This window comes from Microbacterium sp. No. 7, assembly GCF_001314225.1.
Classification (GTDB): domain Bacteria; phylum Actinomycetota; class Actinomycetes; order Actinomycetales; family Microbacteriaceae; genus Microbacterium.
Map to the genome: position 1 here is coordinate 4397012 of NZ_CP012697.1, position 20975 is coordinate 4417986.

A 20975-nucleotide genomic window follows, 5' to 3' on the forward strand; every position below is an offset into this window, starting at 1 on the left:
AAATGCGCGTGTCCCTCAGCTGTTGTCGGTGACGGCCTTCTCGCCGGCGGTGAGCCCGCCGTCGACCGGCACGATGGCGCCCGTGACGAAGCTCGCCTGGTCGGAGAGCAGGAAGACGATCACCGCGGCGATCTCCTCCGGCTCGGCGACACGGCCGATCGGGTGCATCGAGTTCATGCGGTGCGCGACCGCAGGGTCCTCGAACAGCGACGCGGTGAACGCCGAGCGCGTGATCCCGGGCGCCACGGCGTTGACGCGCACACCGTGCGGCGCGAGGTCCATCGCCGACGAGCGCGTGAGGCCCACGATCGCATGCTTCGACGTGACGTACGACACGCGCGCCGACAGGCCCGTGAGGCCCGCCTGCGACGAGATGTTGACGATCGCGCGGGCCGGCCGCTCGATGTGCAGCTGCTGCGCGAACGCGCGGCTCGTGTGGAACGACCCGTCGACGTTGACGGCCATGATGCGCTGCCACAGCTCGTCGCTCGTGTCCTCGACGCCGCCGCGGCCCGCGATGCCGGCCGCGTTGACGAGGTAGTCGACGGCGCCGAACCGCTCGATCGCGGTCGCGAACGCGGCATCCACCGCGGCCGAGTCGGTCACGTCGAGGCCGATCGCGAGCGCCGCGTCGGCGCCGAGCTCGTCGACCACCTGCTGCGCCGCGTCGGGGTCGCGGTCGAGCACGACGACCGACGCGCCCTCCTCGGCCAGACGGCGTGCCGTGGCCCGGCCGATGCCGCTCGCGGCGCCCGTGACGACGGCGACAGATCCTGCGAATCCCATGTCTTCTCCTTCGTTGTTCTCAGCTGCGGCGCAGGCTGTCGACGGTCGACGGCGACGTCTCGAGCCACACACCCTTGACCTGTGTGAAGTCGTGCAGCGCCTCGATGCCGTTCTCCCGGCCGACGCCGCTGTTCTTGTACCCGCCGAACGGCACGTGGGGGCCGAGTCCGCGGTAGTTGTTGATGTACACCGACCCCGCCTGGATGCCGCGGGCCATGCGGTGCGCGCGCGACAGGTCGTTCGTCCACACGCCCGAGGCGAGCCCGAACGACGTGTCGTTGGCGATCGCGAGCGCCTCCTCCTCGGTGTCGAACGGCATGACCGCCATGACGGGTCCGAAGACCTCCTCACGCGCGATCTCGGAGTCGTTCGAGACGTCGGCGAAGATCGTGGGCAGGAAGAAGCAGCCCTCGCGGTCGGCGGGACGACCGCCCGACACGAGCCGCGCGCCGTCGCGCTCCGCACCCGCCGCGAGGTGCTTCACGCGCTCGAACTGCGGTGCGTTGGCGATGGGGCCGACCTCGGCGTCGGGCTCGTCGGCCGAGCCGACGACGATCGAGTCGACGCGCGCCTTGAGCCGCGCGATGACCTCCTCGTACACGCCGCGCTGCACGAGCACGCGCGAGCCGCCGATGCAGCTCTGGCCCGACAGCGTGAGGATGCCGGCGAGCACGCCGACGGTCACGGCGTCGAGGTCGGCATCGTCGAAGACGATGTTCGGCGACTTGCCGCCCAGCTCGAGCGTGACCCCCTTGAGGTGCTGGCCCGCCGCGGCGGCGACCCGGCGTCCGCCCTCGACGCTGCCCGTGAAGGTCACGTGCGCGACGTCGGTGTGCGCGACGAGCGCCGCCCCCGTGCCGGCGCCGTCGCCCGTGACGACGTTGACGACGCCCGCGGGCGCGCCCGCCTCGGTGAACAGCTTCGCGAGCTCGAGCGTCGACGCCGACGAGAACTCGCTCGGCTTCAGCACGACGGTGTTGCCCGCCGCGAGGGCGGGCGCGAGCTTGAGCCCCGCGAGCAGCAACGGCGCGTTCCACGCCGTGATCGCCGCGATCACGCCGAGCGGCTCGCGCAGCGTGTACGTGAACATCGTGGGGCTCTCGATCGGGATCGTCTCGCCGTGGATCTTGTCGGTGAGGCCGCCGAAGTAGCGGTACCAGCGCGCGATGTTCTTGATCTGCCCGACGGCCTGGTGCGGCAGTCGCCCGCTGTCGGCCGAGTCGAGCTCCGCCAGCTGCGGGGCGCGCTCCACCAGCAGTCGCGACATCGCGAACAGCACCTCGGAGCGCAGCACGGCGTCGTCGCGCCACGCGCCGGCGCCCGCGGCGCGAGCGGCGGCGACCGCGGCATCCACGTCGTCGGCCGTCGCGTTCGGCACGGTGTGCACGACGTCGCCCGAGACGGGGTTCAGGATCTCCAGCCGGGCATCGCCGGTCGAGGGGCGCCAGGCGCCGTCGATCCACAGGTCATACGAGAGCGGTTCGGACATCGTCATCCTTCTTCGTTCGTGGGCACCGGTGCGAAGACCGGCAGGGTCTGCTCCCCCCGCTCGACGAACTCGACCGCGACGTCCATGCCGATGCGGATGTCGTCGGGCTCGCCGAGGATCTGGCCGAACAGCGCGTAGCCGTCGTCCATCGTCACGAAGCCGACCGTGTAGGGGGCGATGGCCTCCCAGATCGGCGTCGCGCCACGGCCGACGGCGCTGTAGGTGTACACCTGGCCGCGGCCGGTCGACTCGTTCCACGTGAGGTCGGGGCTGTCGCAGTAGGGGCAGTAGCGGTGCGGCGGCCACACGGCCTGCGCGCACGCGTCACAGCGCTGATAGGTGAGCCGCCGTTCCTGCAGCGCCGCCCAGTAGGGCTCGGCGTCGAGCAGACGGTAGGGCTGGGGCCAGGATTCGGTCTCGGGCGCCATCAGAGCGCACCCCCTTCGTTGGTCAGCACGAGCGCGGCGCCCGCGGCGAGCATGCCGCCCGAGCCCTGCACGAGGGCCGTCGTGGGCTTGTTCTTCGGAGCGAGGCCGAGCGGCCGCCCCTGCAGCTGGCGCACGGCCTCGATGATCGAGTCCATGTTGCACGAGATGCCCGGCTGGCCGTACGAGAGCCAGCCGCCGTTGGTGTCGAGCGGCAGGTCGCCGTCGACGCCCGTGCGGCCCGAGCGGTAGAGGTCCACGCCCTTGCCGTGCTCGGCGAAGCCGAGGTCCTCCATGATCATCGGGCCCATGTGCGCGAAGTTCGCCGAGATCTGCACGAGGTTGATGTCGCTGCGGTCGAGGCCCGACATCTCGAACGCCTGGCGCGCCGCCTCGGCCGTGGCCGTGCGGGTGAGCGACGGGTACTCGACGCCGCCCATCGACGGGAACGGCGCCGTGCGCATGTTCATGCGGTCGGTGAGGTATTCGTGCGTCGTCGCCGAGCCGTAGCCGATGAGGTAGACGGGGTTGGTGTGCTTGCGGGCGTTCTCGACCGAGGTCACGACCACGGCGCCGCCCGTGCCGCCGCCCCAGCGCGAGCACATCCACAGCCGCAGCGGCGAGGCGATGTAGGGCGAGGCGAGCACGGTCTCGCGGTCGATCTCGCCGTAACGGGCTTTGACGGCGTGCGGGTGATACGCGCCCCAGCGCTGGTTGGCGACGGCGACGTCGGCCAGATCGGCCTCGGTGAGGTCGTACTCGTGCAGGTAGCGGTGCGCGGCCATGCCGTAGAGCGTGGGGATGGTGGGACCGTAGGGCACCTCGAACTGCGGGTCGGCGTCGGCCGACGCGCCCATCGCGAGGGCGTCGACGAACAGCTCGGTCGCGTCGCTCTGCACGCACAGCACGTACTCGGCCTTGCCCGCGGCGATCATCTGCGACGCGATGGCGAGCGTCGACGTGAGTCCCGCGCCGTGCAGCGTCATCTCCGACGTGAACGTGAGCGGCATCTGCATGTACGACGCGAAGATGTTGCTCCACTGCGAGCGCTTGTCGGCCCACGGCGAGCGGCCCGTGTAGATCGCGCCGATCTGCGACTTCGTGACGCCGGCGTCCGCCAGCGCGTTCAGGGTCGCCTCGGCGGCCAGCTGCAGGGGATCCTTGCGATTCTCGCGAGTCGCGAACGCATCCCCCATGCCGACGATCGCGGCGACGGGTGTATTCCTGACGGCGGACATGATCCTCTTATCTGTCGTGTTCTGGATGGGACGGACGGATGCCGGCGCTAGACGCGCTCGACGAGCTGCACCTTGACGTGGTCGGGTCGCTTGAGCGAGAAGGCCGGTAGCAGCTCGACCGTGACCTTGACGTTGAGCGCCGAGCGCACGCGGCCCTCGACACCCGCCACGAGCGCGGCGCGGCCGGCCTCGTCGAGGTCGTCGGCGGCCTCGACGACGACGTGCAGCGGCTTCTGCGTCGTGTGGCCCTCGAAGTCGGCGCGGATGCGCATCTCGCCGGTGGTCACGGGCACGAACTCCGAGACGAGCTGCTTGACGGCCGAGGGGAAGAGGTTGATGCCGCGCACGATGAGCATGTCGTCGGTGCGGCCGACGCAGCGGATCTTGTAGCCGGTGCGGCCGCACGCGCAGTCGGTGCCGGTCACGACGACGTTGTCGCGCGAGCGGAACCGCAGCAGCGGCGAGGCCTGGCGGCCGAGCGCCGTGTAGACGAGCTCGCCCTCGGCGCCGTCGGTCGGAGCGAGCACCTCGCCCGTCTCGGGGTCGATGATCTCGGCGACGAGCAGGTCGGGCGAGTGGAAGTGCATGCCGTCCTGGGCCTCGCACTCGCCCCAGTACATGACGCCGAAGTCGGTGCCGCCGAGCATCTCGCGCGAGGTCGCGCCCCACAGTCCCTGCAGCTTGTCGCGCACCGCCGGCAGGCCGCCGCCGGGCTCGCCGCCCACGCTGAGGGCGCGCACGCCGAAGGTCGAGGCCGCCGCGCCGAGCACCTCGGGGGTCTGCTCGGCGAGGTAGGCGAGGAAGTAGGGCGTGCCGATGAGGATGTCGGGGCGCTGGTCGGCCAGCACGCGCAGCAGGCGGTCGGCGCCGGCCTCGGCGCCGACCGGGATGTCGACGATGCCCATGTACTGCGCGATCTGCACGACCGGCAGGCCGCCGACGAAGCCCTTGCTCATGCCGAGGGCGTGCAGCATCCAGTCGCCCGGGCGGAAGCCGTTGGCGTAGAGCGCGCGGGCGCCCATCTCGCACCACTGCTGGATGTCGGAGGGCGTCAGCCCGACGTACGACGGGCTGCCGGTGGTTCCCGACGAGGCCTGCACCTGCACGACCTCGGAGCGGTCGGCGGCGAGGTGCGCGCCGAGCGGCGGGGTCGAGGCGAGGCTCTCGCGCAGCTCGTGCTTCTCGGTGAAGGGCAGATCGGCGAGGTCCTCGACCGTGCGCACGCGGGCCGGGTCGACGCCGTGCGCGGCGAACTTCTCCCGGTAGAGCGCACTGCGTGCGGCGAGGTAGGCCACCTGCTGCTGCAGCCGCTCGTCCTGGATCCGTCGCGCGTCGGCGGGGTCGATCGTCTCGATCTCGCTCCACACGCGATCAGAAAACGGCACGGCCATGTCGCTACTCCTTTGTCGGCGCGGGCGCCCGTCGCCGGGCCCGGTCACCCCGATGCTAGCCTCGAGACCGCTATCGGCGCAAAATATATTTTGTGAGACTGCGTGCGGAACGGGTCTCTCCGTGGATACTGGACGGAAGCCGTTTGGCCTCGTCGATCCGCCCGCGACCGCACGAGGCGCGGGGACACGAAGGATCCGCCGCCCATGGAACTGAAAACGCACACGCCGGTCCGGCGCACCCCCAAGCGCGCCTCGCTGTCGGACGAGATCGCCGTCTACATCCGCGAGCTCATCATGTCGGGCACCATCCGCCCCGGCGAGTTCGTGCGACTCGAGCGCATCACCGAGGCCAAGAACGTGAGCACGACGCCCGTGCGCGAGGCGCTCGTCTCGCTCGCCGCCGACGGCTACGTCATCGCGGTGCCGCGCCGCGGCTTCGTCGCCGCGCGGTTCAGCCGCCAGGACGTGCGCGACCTGTTCTGGGCGCAGAGCCAGCTCGCGGGCGAGCTGGCCGCCCGCGCGGCGGTGGAGATGTCGGATGCCGACATCGAGCGCCTCGAGACGATCATGCGCGAGTGCGACGACGCGGCCGCCCGCGGCGACGGGGTCACCGTCGGCGCGCTCGGCCACCAGTTCCACCGCATCGTGAACAACGCGGCGGACTCGCCGCGGCTCGCGCAGGTGCTCGCCGGCATGGTCAAGCAGTTCCCCACGAGCTTCTACTCGTCGATCGAGTCGAACGTGCGCACGGCGTCCCGCGACCACCACGACATCTTCGAGGGCATCGTCGCGCGCGACAGCGAGCGCGCCCGTCGCGCCGCGGCCGCGCACCTCACGTCGCACGCCGATCACGTCGTCGCGCTGCTCGAGGAGCGCGGGCTGTGGAGCGACGAGGCGTAGCGCGACCGGGGGCTCGGTGCTCAGGCATCCACTAGACTTTCGGCCGACCGCACAATATTGACTATATTCGTCGGCCTGCAGCTGAAGCACAGGAGCTCACCCATGACCACCGCCCCTCGTCTGACCACCCCGCTGACCGAGCTGACGGGCGTGACCCATCCGGTCGTCCAGACCGCGATGGGCTGGGTCTCCGACACCAGCCTCGTCGTCGCGGCCGCCGAGGCCGGGGCCCTCGGCTTCATCGCCTCGGCCATGATGTCGCTGCGCGAGCTCGAAGAGGCGATCGTCGCGGTCAAGGAGCGCACCGACAAGCCGTTCGGCGTGAACCTGCGCGCCGACGCGACCGACGCCGCCGAGCGCTCCGCGCTGCTGATCAAGCACAAGGTGCGGGTCGCGGGCTTCGCCATGGCGCCCAAGCGCGAGCTCATCGAGAAGCTGAAGAGCCACGACGTGCTCGTCGTGCCCTCGGTCGGCGCCGCGCGTCACGCCGAGAAGGTCGCTGGCTGGGGCGCCGACATGGTCATGGTGCAGGGCGGCGAGGGCGGCGGCCACACGGGCGGCGTCGCGACGTCGCTGCTGCTGCCCGCTGTCATCGACGCCGTCGACATCCCCGTGATCGCCGCGGGCGGCTACTACGACGGCCGCGGCCTCGCCGCCGCGCTCGCCTACGGCGCCGTCGGCGTCGGCATGGGCACGCGCTTCCTGATGACCCAGGAGTGCACGGTGCCCGAGGCCACCAAGCAGGTCTACCTGTCGCACGGCCTCGACGACACGGTCGTCACGCGCGCGATCGACGGCGTGCCCATCCGCATCCTGCGCACCGGCTTCGCGGAGCGCATCGAGAGCAAGGGCGCGTCGGTCGGCCTCGGCACGCGCGTGCGCAACGTGCTCGACCTCAAGCGCGAGTCGGGCACGTCGTGGTTCCGCCTCGTGCGCGACGGCATCTCGATGAAGTTCCAGGGCGGTCGCAGCATCACCCAGACGATGAGCGCCGCCAACACGCCCATGCTCATGCGGATCGGCCTGCACGAGAGCGACACCGACAAGGGCATCCTCGCGTCGGGCCAGGTCGTGGGCGCCATCCACGACATCCCCACGTGCGCCGAGCTCGTCGAGCGCACGGTGCGGCAGGCCGTCGAGCGCATCGAGGCGGTGAACGCCGCGCGCGTCGTGTGAGCGACGCGCAGCCCGGTGCGCCGGGCCTGCGCCGCGGCGTTCTGCCGGTGCTCGGGTTCATCGCGCTGACGGGATCGATCTCGATCAACATGCACCTGCCGGCGCTCGCCGACATGTCGGCGCAGCTGCAGGTGCCGGCGGCGACCGTGCAGCTCACGATCGCCGCGTGCCTCATCGGCCTCGCGGCGGGACAGCTCGTGCTCGGCCCGCTCTCCGACCGCTTCGGTCGCAAGCGGGTGCTCGCCCCCGCCGTCGCCGCGTACGGCGCCTCGGCCATCGCGATCGCGCTGACCTCCGACGTCACGGCGATCCTCGCGCTGCGATTCGTGCAGGGGTTCGCGGGCGCCGCCGGATCGGCCGTGCCGCGCGCGATCGTCGCCGACCTCACGCGCGGCCCCGCCGCGGTGCGCGCGCTGAGCCTCATCGTGACCTTCGTCGCCCTCGGCCCCCTGCTCGCGCCGCTCATCGGCGGCGTCGTGAGCGAGCACGTCGGCTGGCGCGGCGTGTTCTGGGTGCTCGGCGCCGTCGGCGTCGCGATGACGCTGCTCACCCTCTTCGTCGTGCCCGAGTCGCTGCCGCGGCACGCGCGTCAGACGGGCGGCCTGCGCGTCACGTTCCGCGGCATCGCGCTGCTCGTGCGCGACCGGCGCTACCTCTGGGCGATGCTCGCGTTCGCGTTCGGGTCGACCGTGTACGTCTCGTTCGTCGCGGGCGCGCCCCTCGTCGCGCAGAACGTGCTGGGACTCACGCCGATCCAGCTGGGACTCGTGCTCGCCGTCGGCGCCGTCGGCACGATCGCGTCGTCATCGCTCAACGCGGGCATCGCGACCCGCACCTCGCCGCTGCGCATGCTCATCGTCGGCGGCACGATCACGCTCACGGCATCCGCGACGCTGTTCGCCCTCGCGCCGGTGCTGTCGGTGCCCGTGTTCGTCGCGTGCACGGCCGCGCTGTACTTCGGCACGGGGCTGACATCGGCCAACGCCACCGCGCTCGCCCTCGGACGCGCGAGCGCCGCCCGCGGCGCCGGAGCCGCACTGCTCGGCACATCGCAGTTCGCCCTCGGCGGCGCGCTCACCCCGCTCGTCGGCGCCCTGGGCGAGCACTCCGCCGTGCCGCTCGCCGTCGTGTGCCTGTCGGGCGCGGCCCTCGCCCTCACGAGCGCCGCGCTGCTGCGCCGGTCGGGGGGATGAGGCGCGGGGGGCGGGCGGGCGGGTGCGAGGGCGGGCGGGTGCGGGCGGGCGGGTGCGAGGGCGGGCGGGTGCGGGCGGGCGGCGCGGATGTGGGTCGGCGGCGCGAGTGCGGGCGGGCGGGCGGCGCGGGTGTGGGTGGGCGGCGCGAGTGCGGGCGGGCGGGCGGCGCGGGTGTAGGTGGGCGGCGCGGCATCCGGCATCCGGCATCCGGCATCCGGGGGGCACGGTCGCACGATCGTGGGCAGTCCTGGCCGCCTCGCGGCGCAGCACCCGGCCACGAGTGCCCACCGCTTTCGGCGGGGCCGGAGAAGTGGGCGATCGTGGCCGGATGCCGCGGTCTGAGGCGACCACGAGTGCCCACTTCTCGTGGATGCCCGGCGCGGATGCCCGGAGCACGGATGCCCGGGACCCGGGACCCGCGGCCGCGGGGTCAGCGCGGGCGGTCGACGTCGGCGCCGTGCCAGAGGTCGGCGCACTCGACCGTGAGCGCCGCGTGCGCGCGCAGGTAGTCGGCGGCGCCGCGGTCGCCCTGCGCGGTGCGGGCGAGCACGGCCCAGTGGTCGCGGCCGATGAGCACGGGATGCCCGGGCTCGCCGTCGTACACCGCGCGCACGAGCGCGGTGCGCGACGCGTGGGCGAGCAGCCGTCGGCACACGGATGCCGGAAGCTCCGGCACGTCGACGGGCACGACGAGCGCGGCTGCGGCGCTCGTGTCGGCGACCGCGGCGAGCGCCGCCCGCAGCGTCACCCCCAGGCCGTCGGCCCAGTCGGCGACCGGCACGACGCGCACGCCCGCGGGCACGAGCGGCGCGGCCTCCTGTCCTGCGGCGCCGAGGGCGACGAGCACGGGGGCGCAGCCGGCATCCGTCAGCGCTCCGGCGACCCGCTGCACCCACGGCGTGCCGTCGGGCTCGCGCGCGAGCGCCTTGGGGCGCCCGTAGCGCGTGCCCGCTCCCGCGGCGAGCACGATCCCGGCGGTCGCGCCCGTCATCGCGCGGAGAGGGACGCGGCGGACGACACGGGCGCGTGCACGGGTCCGTCGCGCTCGCGCAGGGGACGCCCCGACGCGCCGTGCCGCACCGCGACGATCTCGGCGAGGATCGACAGGGCCGTCTCGTCGGGCGTGCGCCCGCCGAGGTCGAGGCCGATCGGCGAGCGCAGCCGGTCGATCGCGGATGCCGCGACGCCCGCCTCGCCGAGCCGCCGCAGCCGGTCGTCGTGCGTGCGCCGGCTGCCCATCGCGCCGACGTAGCCCGCGGGGCTCGCGAGCGCGAGCCGCAGCGCGGGCACGTCGAAGCGCGGGTCGTGGCTCAGCACGCAGATCGCGGTGTGCGCGTCGATGCGCGTGCGCCGCAGGTACCGGTCGGGCCAGTCGACGACGACCTCGGCCTGCGGAAAGCGCTCGGGCGACGCGAACACGTCGCGCGGGTCGACGACCGTGACGGCGAACCCCAGCGCCGCCCCGAGCCGGGCGAGCGCGACCGAGAACTCGACCGCGCCGACGACGATGAGCCGCGGCGCGGAGCCGAACGGGATGACGAGGTACGACCCGCCATCCTCGCCACTCAACACCGCAGCATCCTCACCCCATCCCTTGGCCTCGCCCCCTCCCCTGTCCTCGCCCCATCCCTTCAACCGCGGCAAATCGCGGGTTGCGCGCCCCGCCATTGACACTTCGCCGCGGTTGAACTGAGAGAGCCCAGCGGGCTCAGCGGGCTCAGGGGGCTCCTCGAGCCCCTCGGGCCCACAGTTCGACCGCGGCAGATTGCGGGTATCGGGCGTCATCACCCACATATCGCCGCGGTCGAAGCGAGGCCCCGCCCCCGGCCCCGGGGGGATCTCCAGCACGACGGCCACGGGCAGGCCGGCGCGGTCGCGCTCGGCGACGAGCAGCAGGTCGCGAGCCGCGTCGGAGCCGGGGAGCACGGGACGCACGAGCACGTCGACGATGCCGCCGCACGTGAGGCCGACCGCGAGCGCGTCGCCGTCGCTGATGCCGTACGTTTGCAGCGACGCGCGGCCCGTCTCGAGCGCCTCCTGGCACTCCGTGAACACGGCGCCCTCCACGCATCCGCCCGACACGTTGCCGAACGCGCGCCCGTCGGCCGAGACGATCATGCTCGCGCCGAGCTCGCGCGGCCCGCTCCCGCGCACGCCCACGAGGGTCGCGACCGCGAAGGCCTCCCCCGCCCGCGCCCACTCGGCGGCGACGCTCAGAATCTCACGCATGCCCGCACGCTACGTCGCGCCTGTTGCCGGGGCATTTCACATCTCACACGCCCGCGAAACGAATGTGAAACGGACGGCTGTTTGAATCGACCGGTTCGTTGACGACGCCGAAAGGGGGGCGAAGTGGACATCACGGCCGTCTCGTCGTATCGATTCGCCCGCACCCGCGCCGACCTCGCGCTCGGCCCCGGCGAGGTCGTGCTCGCGGGCGGCACCTGGCTCATGAGCGAGCCGCAACCGCACACGACGGGCTTCGTCGACCTCTCGACCATGGGCTGGGCTCCGCTCGAGACGGATGCCACCGATGCCGGCGGCCTGCGCATCGCGGCCACCTGCACGATCGCCGAGCTCGTCGCATGGGCGGCGTCGGACTCCGCGCCGCGCGAGTGGACCGCGCTGCCGATCGTCGACGCCGCCGCGAACGCGCTGCTCGCCTCGTTCAAGATCTGGAACACCGCGACGGTCGGCGGCAACGTCTGCCGCTCGTTCGCGGCGGGCTCGATGACCTCGCTCGCCGTCGCCCTCGACGGCATCGCGGAGATCTGGGGTCCCGACGGCGGCGAGCGCCACCTGCCCGTCGCGCAGCTCATCACCGGAAACGGCCGCAACGCCCTCGCGCGCGGCGAGGTGCTGCGATCCATACGCGTGCCGGCATACGCCCTGCGCTCGCGTGCGCGCCTGCGCAAGATCGCCCTCGCCGAGCACGGCCGCTCGGGCTCCGTCGTGACGGGGCGCGTCGACCGCGACGGCGGCGCGGTGTTCACGGTCACCGCCGCGACGCTCACACCGCAGGTGCTGCGCTTCGCCGACCTGCCGGATGCCGCGACGCTCACCGCCGCCGTGCACGACGCCAAGGGCTACTACACCGATCCGCTCGGCGCGGCCGACTGGCGGCGCGCGACGAGCGCGGTGCTCGCGGAGCGCATCCGCCGGGAGCTGCACGACGACATGCTCATGCCGGAGGCGGCATGAGACTGGAGATCAACGGCGACGCCGTCGAGACCGAGGCCCGCGCCGGTCAGTGCCTGCGCACCCTGCTGCGCGAGAACGGGCACACCGAGGTGAAGAAGGGCTGCGACGCGGGCGACTGCGGGGCGTGCGGCGTGCTGCTCGACGGCGTGCCCGTGCACTCGTGCATCGTGCCGGCCGCGCGGGCCGAGGGACGCGCGGTCACGACCGCGGCGGGGCTCGCCCCCGGGGCCGACCTGCACCCCGTGCAGGAGGCGCTCGTCGCGAACTTCGGATTCCAGTGCGGGTTCTGCACGCCGGGCATGAGCATCACGGCATCCACGCTCTGCGAGAGCGACCTCGACGACCTCGACCGGCGCATGAAGGGCAATCTCTGCCGGTGCACGGGATACCGTCCCATCCGGGCCGCGATCGCCGAGGCCGTGCTCGGTCCCGTGCGCAAGACCGGGGGCGGAGCCGGGAGCACGTCGGCGAGTGCGGCCGGGGGCGGCTCGGCGAGCGCGGCCGGCACGGTCGGCACGTCGGCGCGGCCCGAGGCGGGGCGGCGCGTCGTGCAGGGCCTCGAGCCGTACACGTTCGACCTGCCGCCCGACGAGCTGCCCGAGCCGCCGCTCGTGCTGCGCGTCGTCACGAGCCCGCACGCGCACGCGCGCATCCGCGCCATCGACACGGCGCGCGCGCTCGCGGTGCCCGGCGTCGTCGCCGTCTTCACGCACGACGACGCGCCCGACGTGCGGTACTCGTCGGCACGCCACGAGCACCGCACCGACGACCCCGACGACACGCGCCTGCTCGACGACGTCGTGCGGCACGTGGGGCAGCGGGTCGCGGCCGTCGTCGCCGAGACGGCCGAGGCCGCCGACCTGGCGGTGCGCCTCGTCGAGGTCGACTACGACGTGCTGCCCGCCGTGTTCGCCCCCGACGAGGCCCGGCATCCGGGCGCGCCGCTGCTGCATCCCGACCGCACGCCCGCCGAGCGCGTCGACCAGGCGCACCGCAACGTCATCGCGGCGCTGCACGACGAGCACGGCGATGTGGATGCCGCACTGCACGGCAGCCACGTGACGGTGTCGGGCACCTGGCAGACGCAGCGCGTGTCGCACGCGCAGCTCGAGACGCACGGCGCGATCGGATGGCTCGACGCCGAGGGCCGGCTCGTCATCCGCTCGTCGACGCAGGTGCCGTTCCTCACCCGCGACGAGCTGTGCCACGTCTTCGGCCTCGACCCCGAGCGCGTGCGGGTCTTCGCCCCGCGGGTGGGCGGCGGCTTCGGCGGCAAGCAGGAGATCTTCACGGAGGACCTCGTGACCCTCGCGGTGCTGCGCACCGGCCGCCCCGTGGCGTACGAGTTCACGCGCACCGACCAGTTCCAGCGGGCGTCGGTGCGGCATCCCATGCGCGTGGACGTGACGCTGGGGGCGGATGCCGACGGCATCCTGACCGCGATGTCGGTCGACCTGCTCAGCGACACGGGCGCCTACGGCAACCACTCCCGCGGCGTCATGTTCCACGCGCTCGCGGAGTCGACCACGATCTACCGCTGCCCTGCGCGGCGCCTCGACGCGGAGGTCGTGTACACCAACAACGTGCCGTCGGGCGCGTTCCGCGGCTACGGCCTGGGGCAGGTCGTGCTCGCCGTGGAGTCGGCGATGGACATGCTGTCGCAGCGGCTGGGCATCGACCCGTTCGAGCTGCGGCGGCGCAACGCCGTGACGCCCGAGGCGCCGCTGCATCCCGACGACGACCCCGGCCTCGTGTGGGGGTCGTACGGGTTCGACCAGTGCCTCGACCTCGCGCAGGCCGCGCTGCGGCGCGGCAACGGCGCCGAGGCGCCGGCGGGATGGCTCGTCGGCGAGGGCATGGCGGCCGCGATGATCGCGACGATGGCGCCGTTCGGGCACGTCGCGCACACCCGGGCGACGCTGCGGCCGAACGGACGGTACGAGCTGCGCGTCGGCACGGCCGAGTTCGGCAACGGCACCTCGACGGTGCACCGGCAGATCGCCGCGACCGTGTTCGGGGTGGGGCACGACCGGCTCGACCTGCGCACGTCCGACACCGACCTCGTCGCGCACGACACGGGCGCGTTCGCGTCGGCGGGGATCACCGTCGCGGGCAAGGCGCTGCACGCCGCGTGCCTCGCGCTGCGGCAGCGGATGCGCGAGACCGCGGCATCCCTCACCGGCACGTCGGCCGAGGATGCCGAGGTCGCCGCCGGCGGCGTGCTCACCCCGGCGCGGCGCGTGGGCTTCGACGAGATCGTCGCCGCGGCGGGCGACGGCGAGGGGCTCACGGCCGACGGGGCCGAGTACGGCGACCAGCGCTCGCTCGCGTTCAACGTGCACGCCGTGCGCGTCGCGGTCGATCCCGAGACGGGCGCCGTGCGGGTGCTGCAGTCGGTGCAGTCGGCCGACGCGGGCTTCGTGATGAACCCCGCGCAGTGCCGCGGCCAGGTGGAGGGCGGCGTCGCGCAGGGCATCGGCAGCGCCCTGTACGAGGAGGTCATGGTGGGGCCGGAGGGCGCCGTGGAGACGCCGGTGTTCCGCACGTACCGGGTGCCGCAGTTCGCCGACGTGCCCGAGACCGAGGTGTACTTCGCCGACACGGCCGACGACCTCGGGCCGTTCGGCGCGAAGTCGATGAGCGAGTCGCCCTACAACCCGGTCGCCCCCGCGATCGGCAACGCGATCGCCCGGGCGATCGGCCGCCGCCCGTTCGAGCAGCCGTTCTCCCGCGACCGCGTCTGGCGCCTGCTGCAGCGCTGACCGCCGGGCCGGTGTCGTGCAGAGCCGGTGCGCCGTCGCCGAGGGTGCCGGTTGGTCTTCGCGAGGGTGCCCGTTATTTCCGCGAGGGTGCCAATTGATCTCGCGAGAATAAGTGGCACCCTCGCGAAGACAAGTGGCACCCTCGCGAGAACTGCAGGCACCCTCGCGAAGACAAGTGGCACCTTCGCGAGAACTGCAGGCACCCTCGCGGGGTGGGTGGCGGGATGTGCCGCATCCGGGTGTCTCTTAATCGCGCCACAAAATCGGGGAGCACGCTGGTGACATGCCTCTCACGATCGGACGCCGCCCCCGCGCCTTGCGCGGGATCTACATCGACGAACCGGTCGACGCGCCGACCCTGCGCACGAAGCGCCTCGTGCTGCGACCGCACCGGCTCGACGACGCCGAGCAGTGGTACCGGCTGCAGTCCGATCCGCAGGTGATCCGCTACCTGCGCTGGCCGGAGCGCGACCGCCGCGCGTCGCGCCGGCACCTGCGCGACCGCACCCGGCACACGCGGCTGTGGCAGGAGAACGACTTCCTCGCGCTCGCGATCGAGCTCGACGGCACGCTCATCGGCGACGTCTCCCTGCACCTGCGCACCGCCTACCCCGACAGCCGCACGGCCGAGATCGGCTGGGTCGTCGACCCGGCCTACGGCCACAACGGCTACACGTCGGAGGCCGCGAACGCGATGCTCGACCTCGCCTTCGGGGCGCTGCGCGCGAAGCTCGTGATGGCGGTCGCCAACAACCGCAACACGCCGTCGATCGCCCTCGCCGAGCGGCTGTCGTTCGTTCCCGCGTCGCGCGGCGAGGAGTCCACCGTGCTCGTGCTCACGGCGCAGGCACACGCCGACATGAGATCCTCGCAGTACCGCCGCCGGCAGTCCGCGTAGGCGCGCGCCCGCCGACGCGCACCGATGCCGGCACAGACGCGGGAACCCGGGCGAGAGAGGAGGTCGCGGAGGATGGACGGTCAGCTCAGCATCCCCGACGTGCTCATCGTCGACGACGACCCGGGCGTGCGCGACGCGCTCGTGCAGGGCCTCAGCCTGGAGGGGTTCACGGTGCACGAGGTCGGCACGGGCGAGGCGGCCCTCGACGCCCTCGACCGGGCCTCGCCCGACGTGCTGCTGCTCGACGTGGGCCTCCCCGGGATGAGCGGGGTGGACGTCGTGCACGAGCTGCGCCGCACCGGCCGCGCCCTGCCCGTGTGCATCCTCTCCGCGCGCGACGACGTCGACGACCGGGTCGAGGGCCTCGCCGCGGGTGCCGACGACTACGTCGTCAAGCCGTTCTCGATCGGCGAGCTCGCCGCGCGCCTGCACGCGCTCGTGCGCCTGCACCGCGCCCGGTTCGACCGGCCGTTGCGTGTCGGCGACCTCACCGTCGACTTCGAGCGCCGCACGGTGCGCCGCGGCACGCGCGACATCGGCGTGACGACGCGCGAGTTCGAGCTCGCGGCGTCGTTCGCCCGGCATCCGAACCAGATCCTCAGCCGCGACCAGCTGCTCGAGCAGGTCTGGGGCTACACGTGGGAGGTCGACAGCAACGTCGTCGACGTGTTCGTGGGCTACCTGCGCAAGAAGCTCGAGGCCGACGGCGAGCCCCGGATCATCCACACCGTGCGCGGCGTCGGGTTCGTGCTGAGGACGTGAGGATGTTGCGCAGTCTCCGGTCGCAGCTCGCGGTGGCATCCGCGGTGCTGATCCTCATCATCTCCGCCCTCTCGGGGCTCATCATCGTGCTGCAGATGGATGCCCACGACCGCGAGACGCTCGACGGCAAGCTGCAGGGGCGCCTCTCGCGCGAGCTCGACGACATCCCCAAGACGCTCGAGCGCTCGTCGGAGAACTCTCCGCGCGACCCGCGTCTCGACACCGGTGGCGTGTTCGGCGGGCCGTGGAGCGGCAGCGAGACGTTCTTCCGGCTCATCGACGGCACCGAGGTGATCGCACTCAAGGGCGAGCTCCCGCTCGAGCAGCCGCCGCTGCCCACGGCCGACGGCTTCTCCACCGTGACGATCGACGACGAGCCGTGGCGCTCGCTGGCCGGCACCGATCCCGCCACCGGCATCCGCGTCGAGGTGCTGCAGAGCCTCGCGCCCATCCAGCAGCGCTTCGAGTCGAACGTGCTGCTGGTCTCGCTCGTCACGCTCGTCGCCGTCGCGATCGCGACGCTCGGGGCGTGGCTGATCGCGCGTTTCGTGCTGCAGCCGGTGGCACGCCTGTCGCACGGCGCGGCGACGATCCGCGCCGACCATCCGGCAGAGTTCCGCCTGCCCGCCGTGACGACGCCCCGCGAGGTCGCGCAGCTGTCCGACACCCTCAACGACATGCTCGAGCGGCTGCAGCGCAGCATGCTCGCGACGCGGCGGTTCACGGCGGATGCCGGACACGAGCTGCGCACGCCGCTCGCGAGCCTCGGCACCTATCTGGAGATCCTGGAGCGCAATCCCGCCCTCGATCCGGCCCGCCGCGCGGAGCTGCTCGGCTCGGCCGGCGCCGAGCATCAGCGCATCGTGCGGCTGCTCGAGGGACTGCAGACCCTCGCGCGCGGCGACGCGGCGTCCCTGCCGGCGAAGGATGCCGTCGACCTCGTCGACCTCGTGAGCGACGCCGTCGCGCGGGCGCGGCGCCGGCATCCGTCGCTCGAGCTCACCCTGCACAGCACCGTGCTCGACAGCGAGGGGACGATCGACGGCTGGCCCGAGGGCCTGCGCCTCGCGGTGGACAACCTGCTCACGAACGCCGCGACGCACGGCGGCGCCCGGGGCCACGTGCGCGTCGACCTGTCGTGCACCGACGACACGCTGCGGATCGTGGTCTCCGACGACGGGCCCGGCATCGCGGCCGACCAGCGCGAGCGCGCGACGGAGCGGTTCGTGCGCGGACCCGGCGCGGTCGGCGAGGGCTCGGGCCTCGGCCTCGCCCTCGTGCAGCAGCAGGCCGCGCTGCACGGCGGCACCCTCACGCTCGGGGAGAGCGCGCTCGGCGGCCTCGCCGCCACCATCACCCTGCCGGCGGGCGGCGGATAGCCGGAACCGGCTACTGCGCCGAGAAGAGCAGGACGGACGCCTGCTCGGTGCCCGTCGCCGTCCAGCGCGTGCGGAAACGCCCGCGGAGGAACAGGACGTCACGCTCCTCGAGGCTCCAGGTGCCGCGCTCCTCGACCTCGACGTCGAGCCGGCCCGAGAGCAGCACCAGCGCCGCCTCGCCCGTGTACTCGAACCACTCGTCGACGTTGCGGTGCGCGTCGACGCGATAGTCGAAGAGCTCGATCCGGCTTCCCTCGCCGCCGCGCAGCAGCCGGCCGGTCGGCGAGCCGGGATCGTCCACCGCGGTCACCGCGGCACCCGCGGCCGCGCGGACGACGGTCACGGCGGCCGGCTCGGGCTGCGGCATGAGCTCGGAGGGCATGACGCCCAGCGCGCTCCCCAACCGGTACAGCGTGTGCAGCGACGGCGTCGTGATCCCCCGCTCGACCTTGCTGAGGAACGGCTGGCTGATCTCCGCGCGCGCCGCGAGCTCCACCATCGACAGCCGCCGGCTGCGGCGGGCCGCCCGGATGCGTTCCCCGACCGTCCGTCCGAGCGCCGCCTCGTCGGCCTCGGCAGCGTCGGTCACTCGCTTCTCCACGTTTGGTACAACACGGCAATCCCAGCGAAACGACGCCGAAACGGCCTGCCCTTTCAATATTCCTATTGGTTATATTCCCCTCGCGGCCCTCACGGCATTCTCCCACGCCGCACGGCCGAGACCCTGACCAAGGGAGCGCTCATGCACAAGAACACCCGCATCACGACGGCGACGGCCGGCGCGATCGTCCTCGGACTGCTCGCAGCCGGATGCTCGTCACCGGCCCCCGAGCCGCCGACGACGACCGAGCCCGCGACCGGGCGGATCGGGCCGATCGACCTGTCGTCCGTCTGTCCCTCGCCCATCGTCGTGCAGACCGACTGGAACCCCACGTCGGAGCACGGACATCTCTATCAGATGCTCGGCGACGACCCGGCGATCGACACCCGCAAGAAGGCCGTCACCGGCCCGCTGGTCGCCGCGGGCGGCTACACGGGCGTCGAGCTGGAGATCCGCGCGGGCGGCCCCGCCATCGGCTTCCAGACCGTGTCGAGCCAGATGTACCAGGACCAGGACATCACCCTGGGGTACGTCCAGACCGACGGCCAGATCGTGGCATCCGCGACCCTGCCCACGGTCGCCGTGATGGCGCCGCTGGAGGTGAGCCCGCAGATCATCATGTGGGATCCCGAGACCTATCCCGACGCGACGACCATCGCCGACATCGGCAAGACCGACGCCGTCGTGCGGTACTACGCGGGCTCGCCCTACATGGAGTACCTCATCGGCGCCGGCCTGCTGCAGCGGGACAGGACCGACGGCGGCTACGACGGCACCCCCGCGACGTTCGTCGCGAGCGGCGGCGCCGACGCCCAGCAGGGCTTCTCCAGCAGCGAGCCGTACATCTACGAGCACGAGATCGCGCAGTGGGCGCGTCCGGTGGCGTATCAGCTCGTCGCGGATGCCGGCTACCCGAACTACACGGCGGCGCTCGCCGTGCGGGCCGACGCGCTCGCGGAGCTGGACGCCTGCCTCACCCTGCTCGTCCCCGTCATGCAGCAGGCGCTCGTCGACTTCTACGCGCAGCCCGAGCCCGTCATCGACCTGATCCTCGAGGCCGTCGAGGCCTACGACAACGGGATCGTCTACACCCGCGGCAGCGCCGAGTTCGGCGTGAGCAGCGTGATCGAGGACGGCGTCGTGTCCAACGGCGCCGACGACGCCGTGGGCGACTTCGACCCGGCCCGGGTCGAAGAGCTCCTCGGCATCGTGCGGCCGATCGCCGTCGACGCGGGGCTCACCCCGGCCGAGGGCCTCACCGCGGCGGACCTCTACACCAACGCCTACATCGACCCCGCCATCGGTCTGCCCGCCGAATGACGCCTCCCGTCCAGCCCGTTCATCAGCCCGCTCATCAGCCCGTTCAGAAGGAGAGAGCCATGCCACGCTCCGTACCCGTCATCGACATCGCGCCGTTCATCGACGGCACCGACCCCGACCGCGTCGTCGCCGAGATCGACGCGGCCTGCCGCGACCTGGGATTCCTCGTGATCACCGGACACGGCGTCCCGCAGCACATCCTCGACCGCGGGGTCGCCGCGATGTCCGCCTTCTTCGCCCAGCCGACCGACGAGAAGTCACGTCACCACGGCGAGGGGCACTCGGGCGGATACCACGAGTTCGCCAACATGTCCCTCGGGCAGTCGCTGGGCGACGCCGTGCCCGCCGACCTGCGCGAGGGGTTCACGGTCAACAGGAGCGACCTGCTCGACGCCGCGTCGCCCGTCTGGGGCGGCGATCCCGCCGACCCGGCCTTCCGCCTGGCCCTCGTCGACTACTACTTCGCGATGAACGGCGTCGCCGACACGCTCATGCAGATCTTCGCCGTCGCCCTCGGACGAGAACGGCGCTACTTCGAGCAGTTCACCCACCGGCACGACAGCAACCTCGGCGTCTTCCACTACCCGCCGATGCAGAGCGCGCCGCTCCCCGGACAGCTGCGCGGGGGCGCGCACACCGACTTCGGCGGCGTCACGGTGCTCTACGCCACGCCGTCGGTCGAGGGTCTGGAGGTCTGGACGGGCGAGGGCTGGGAGCCCGTGCCCGTCGTGGAGGGCACCTTCGTCATCAATCTCGGCGACCTGCTCCAGCGGTGGACGAACGACGTCTGGAACTCCACGCTGCACCGCGTCGCGAACCCCGTCGACGGCGCCTGGGACGAGGACCGCCTGTCGGTCGCGTTCTTCCACCAGCCGAACGCCGACGCGCTGATCGAGTCGCTCGACGCGGTCTCGCCCGCGAAATACGGGCCCATCACCTCGGGGGAGCACTTCGTCGCGAAGATCGAGGCGATGAGGGTCCCTGCGTGAGCGCGAGAGCGCACCGGGGCCTGGAGGTCCTGCGCGACACGGTCGCGCTCGCCACGGCCGCCGCGGCGGAGGGGAACGCCCCCTTCGGCGCGGCGGTCGTGCGCGACGACGTCGTCGTCGCGCTGACGGCGAACCAGGTGGGCCGCACGGGCGACCCGACGGCGCACGCCGAGGTGTGCGCCATCCGCCGGGCCTGCCGCGCGCTGGGCACGCCCGACCTGTCGGGCGCCCTCCTCTACTCCTCGTGCGAGCCGTGCCTGATGTGCGCGTCCGCGGCGATCTGGGCGGGCATCGACGAGGTCGTCTACGCGGCCCCGATCACCGCGCTCACCCGTTATCCGATCGACGGGCTCTTCCCGCCGGAGAGCGTCGACTGGGCCCGCCTCCCCCTCACCCGCACGCTCGTCCCCCTCGACGCCGCGGCCGCCGTGCTCGGCGGGTGGCGGGGGTAGGCCGGACGACCCG

General features: G+C 72.8%; 19 protein-coding genes. 11 read left to right on the top strand and 8 right to left on the bottom strand.

The genetic code is table 11. The features are described from left to right. Positions 1-15: 15 nt before the first annotated feature. From AOA12_RS20355 to AOA12_RS20375, 5 genes are read right to left on the bottom strand one after another with little or no spacing between them, the layout of a single operon-like run. On the bottom strand, positions 16-786 hold the full coding sequence (locus AOA12_RS20355) for an SDR family NAD(P)-dependent oxidoreductase (RefSeq protein WP_054686575.1): 771 nt from the start codon (positions 784-786) through the stop codon (positions 16-18). 19 nt (positions 787-805) lie between these two features. After that, on the bottom strand, positions 806-2275 hold the full coding sequence (locus tag AOA12_RS20360) for an aldehyde dehydrogenase family protein (RefSeq protein ID WP_054686576.1): 1470 nt from the start codon (positions 2273-2275) through the stop codon (positions 806-808). Between the two features lie 2 nt (positions 2276-2277). Further along, positions 2278-2703: a Zn-ribbon domain-containing OB-fold protein gene (locus AOA12_RS20365; RefSeq protein ID WP_054686577.1), complete on the bottom strand. Its 426-nt coding sequence runs from the start codon at positions 2701-2703 to the stop codon at positions 2278-2280. Continuing rightward, complete coding sequence (locus AOA12_RS20370) at positions 2703-3938, bottom strand: thiolase family protein (protein ID WP_054686578.1); 1236 nt, start codon at positions 3936-3938, stop codon at positions 2703-2705. Before AOA12_RS20370 ends, AOA12_RS20365 begins: the two co-directional genes overlap by 1 nt. A gap of 47 nt (positions 3939-3985) precedes the next feature. Next, entirely contained in the window at positions 3986-5329 is a 1344-nt protein-coding gene (locus AOA12_RS20375; RefSeq protein WP_054686579.1) for a phenylacetate--CoA ligase family protein, read from the bottom strand. Between the two features lie 204 nt (positions 5330-5533). On the opposite strand from AOA12_RS20375, the gene AOA12_RS20380 reads away from it, so the two are divergent. From AOA12_RS20380 to AOA12_RS20390, 3 genes are all read left to right on the top strand, one after another. Continuing rightward, positions 5534-6229 carry a GntR family transcriptional regulator gene (locus AOA12_RS20380; protein WP_054686580.1) on the top strand — a complete coding sequence of 232 codons (696 nt, stop codon included), beginning with the start codon at positions 5534-5536 and terminating at the stop codon, positions 6227-6229. A gap of 102 nt (positions 6230-6331) precedes the next feature. After that, positions 6332-7405, top strand: coding sequence for an NAD(P)H-dependent flavin oxidoreductase (locus AOA12_RS20385; protein WP_054686581.1), 1074 nt, complete (start codon positions 6332-6334; stop codon positions 7403-7405). Continuing rightward, complete coding sequence (locus tag AOA12_RS20390; RefSeq protein WP_054686582.1) at positions 7402-8598, top strand: Bcr/CflA family efflux MFS transporter; 1197 nt, start codon at positions 7402-7404, stop codon at positions 8596-8598. The genes AOA12_RS20385 and AOA12_RS20390 overlap by 4 nt, the downstream gene beginning before the upstream one ends. A 430-nt stretch (positions 8599-9028) precedes the next feature. Here AOA12_RS20390 and AOA12_RS20395 read toward each other — a convergent pair whose 3' ends face one another. Together AOA12_RS20395 and AOA12_RS20400 are read right to left on the bottom strand one after the other, a co-directional pair. Further along, a complete protein-coding gene (locus tag AOA12_RS20395; protein WP_054686583.1) occupies positions 9029-9589 on the bottom strand; it encodes a nucleotidyltransferase family protein in 561 nt (186 codons plus the stop codon). Next, on the bottom strand, positions 9586-10827 hold the full coding sequence (locus tag AOA12_RS20400) for an XdhC family protein (RefSeq protein WP_054686584.1): 1242 nt from the start codon (positions 10825-10827) through the stop codon (positions 9586-9588). The genes AOA12_RS20395 and AOA12_RS20400 overlap by 4 nt, the downstream gene beginning before the upstream one ends. Positions 10828-10950: 123 nt before the next feature. Here AOA12_RS20400 and AOA12_RS20405 point away from each other — a divergent pair, with 123 nt between their 5' ends. The 5 genes from AOA12_RS20405 (at position 10951) to AOA12_RS20425 (ending at position 17600) form a co-directional block, all read left to right on the top strand. Beyond that, a complete protein-coding gene (locus AOA12_RS20405; RefSeq protein WP_054686585.1) occupies positions 10951-11799 on the top strand; it encodes an FAD binding domain-containing protein in 849 nt (282 codons plus the stop codon). Beyond that, entirely contained in the window at positions 11796-14561 is a 2766-nt protein-coding gene (locus AOA12_RS20410; RefSeq protein ID WP_054686586.1) for a molybdopterin-dependent oxidoreductase, read from the top strand. Before AOA12_RS20405 ends, AOA12_RS20410 begins: the two co-directional genes overlap by 4 nt. Positions 14562-14844: 283 nt before the next feature. After that, the gene (locus AOA12_RS20415) at positions 14845-15459 is read left to right on the top strand and encodes a GNAT family N-acetyltransferase (protein ID WP_082406424.1); all 615 of its coding nucleotides are present in this window, start codon (positions 14845-14847) and stop codon (positions 15457-15459) included. Between the two features lie 72 nt (positions 15460-15531). Then, positions 15532-16221, top strand: coding sequence for a response regulator transcription factor (locus tag AOA12_RS20420; RefSeq protein ID WP_054686587.1), 690 nt, complete (start codon positions 15532-15534; stop codon positions 16219-16221). Positions 16222-16223: 2 nt separating this feature from the next. Next, positions 16224-17600 (top strand): sensor histidine kinase, encoded by a 1377-nt coding sequence (locus tag AOA12_RS20425; RefSeq protein ID WP_197281006.1) that lies wholly within the window; start codon positions 16224-16226, stop codon positions 17598-17600. A gap of 10 nt (positions 17601-17610) precedes the next feature. Here AOA12_RS20425 and AOA12_RS20430 read toward each other — a convergent pair whose 3' ends face one another. Next, positions 17611-18189 carry a helix-turn-helix domain-containing protein gene (locus tag AOA12_RS20430; RefSeq protein WP_054686589.1) on the bottom strand — a complete coding sequence of 193 codons (579 nt, stop codon included), beginning with the start codon at positions 18187-18189 and terminating at the stop codon, positions 17611-17613. 153 nt (positions 18190-18342) lie between these two features. On the opposite strand from AOA12_RS20430, the gene AOA12_RS20435 reads away from it, so the two are divergent. From AOA12_RS20435 to AOA12_RS20445, 3 genes are read left to right on the top strand one after another with little or no spacing between them, the layout of a single operon-like run. Then, positions 18343-19521, top strand: a complete 1179-nt coding sequence (locus AOA12_RS20435; protein WP_054686590.1) for a glycerol-3-phosphate dehydrogenase/oxidase — start codon at positions 18343-18345, stop codon at positions 19519-19521. 59 nt (positions 19522-19580) lie between these two features. Beyond that, a complete protein-coding gene (locus AOA12_RS20440) occupies positions 19581-20510 on the top strand; it encodes an isopenicillin N synthase family dioxygenase (RefSeq protein ID WP_054686591.1) in 930 nt (309 codons plus the stop codon). After that, positions 20507-20962, top strand: coding sequence for a nucleoside deaminase (locus AOA12_RS20445; RefSeq protein WP_054686592.1), 456 nt, complete (start codon positions 20507-20509; stop codon positions 20960-20962). The genes AOA12_RS20440 and AOA12_RS20445 overlap by 4 nt, the downstream gene beginning before the upstream one ends. Positions 20963-20975: the final 13 nt, after the last annotated feature.

Bases quoted from the DNA above. Each gene is read 5' to 3' on its own strand.
- AOA12_RS20355 (WP_054686575.1), bottom strand. From the start codon at position 786: ATGGGATTCGCAGGATCTGTCGCCGTCGTCACGGGCGCCGCGAGCGGC.
- AOA12_RS20360 (WP_054686576.1), bottom strand. From the start codon at position 2,275: ATGTCCGAACCGCTCTCGTATGACCTGTGGATCGACGGCGCCTGGCGC.
- AOA12_RS20365 (WP_054686577.1), bottom strand. From the start codon at position 2,703: ATGGCGCCCGAGACCGAATCCTGGCCCCAGCCCTACCGTCTGCTCGAC.
- AOA12_RS20370 (WP_054686578.1), bottom strand. From the start codon at position 3,938: ATGTCCGCCGTCAGGAATACACCCGTCGCCGCGATCGTCGGCATGGGG.
- AOA12_RS20375 (WP_054686579.1), bottom strand. From the start codon at position 5,329: ATGGCCGTGCCGTTTTCTGATCGCGTGTGGAGCGAGATCGAGACGATC.
- AOA12_RS20380 (WP_054686580.1), top strand. From the start codon at position 5,534: ATGGAACTGAAAACGCACACGCCGGTCCGGCGCACCCCCAAGCGCGCC.
- AOA12_RS20385 (WP_054686581.1), top strand. From the start codon at position 6,332: ATGACCACCGCCCCTCGTCTGACCACCCCGCTGACCGAGCTGACGGGC.
- AOA12_RS20395 (WP_054686583.1), bottom strand. From the start codon at position 9,589: ATGACGGGCGCGACCGCCGGGATCGTGCTCGCCGCGGGAGCGGGCACG.
- AOA12_RS20400 (WP_054686584.1), bottom strand. From the start codon at position 10,827: ATGCGTGAGATTCTGAGCGTCGCCGCCGAGTGGGCGCGGGCGGGGGAG.
- AOA12_RS20410 (WP_054686586.1), top strand. From the start codon at position 11,796: ATGAGACTGGAGATCAACGGCGACGCCGTCGAGACCGAGGCCCGCGCC.
- AOA12_RS20415 (WP_082406424.1), top strand. From the start codon at position 14,845: ATGCCTCTCACGATCGGACGCCGCCCCCGCGCCTTGCGCGGGATCTAC.
- AOA12_RS20420 (WP_054686587.1), top strand. From the start codon at position 15,532: ATGGACGGTCAGCTCAGCATCCCCGACGTGCTCATCGTCGACGACGAC.
- AOA12_RS20425 (WP_197281006.1), top strand. From the start codon at position 16,224: ATGTTGCGCAGTCTCCGGTCGCAGCTCGCGGTGGCATCCGCGGTGCTG.
- AOA12_RS20435 (WP_054686590.1), top strand. From the start codon at position 18,343: ATGCACAAGAACACCCGCATCACGACGGCGACGGCCGGCGCGATCGTC.
- AOA12_RS20440 (WP_054686591.1), top strand. From the start codon at position 19,581: ATGCCACGCTCCGTACCCGTCATCGACATCGCGCCGTTCATCGACGGC.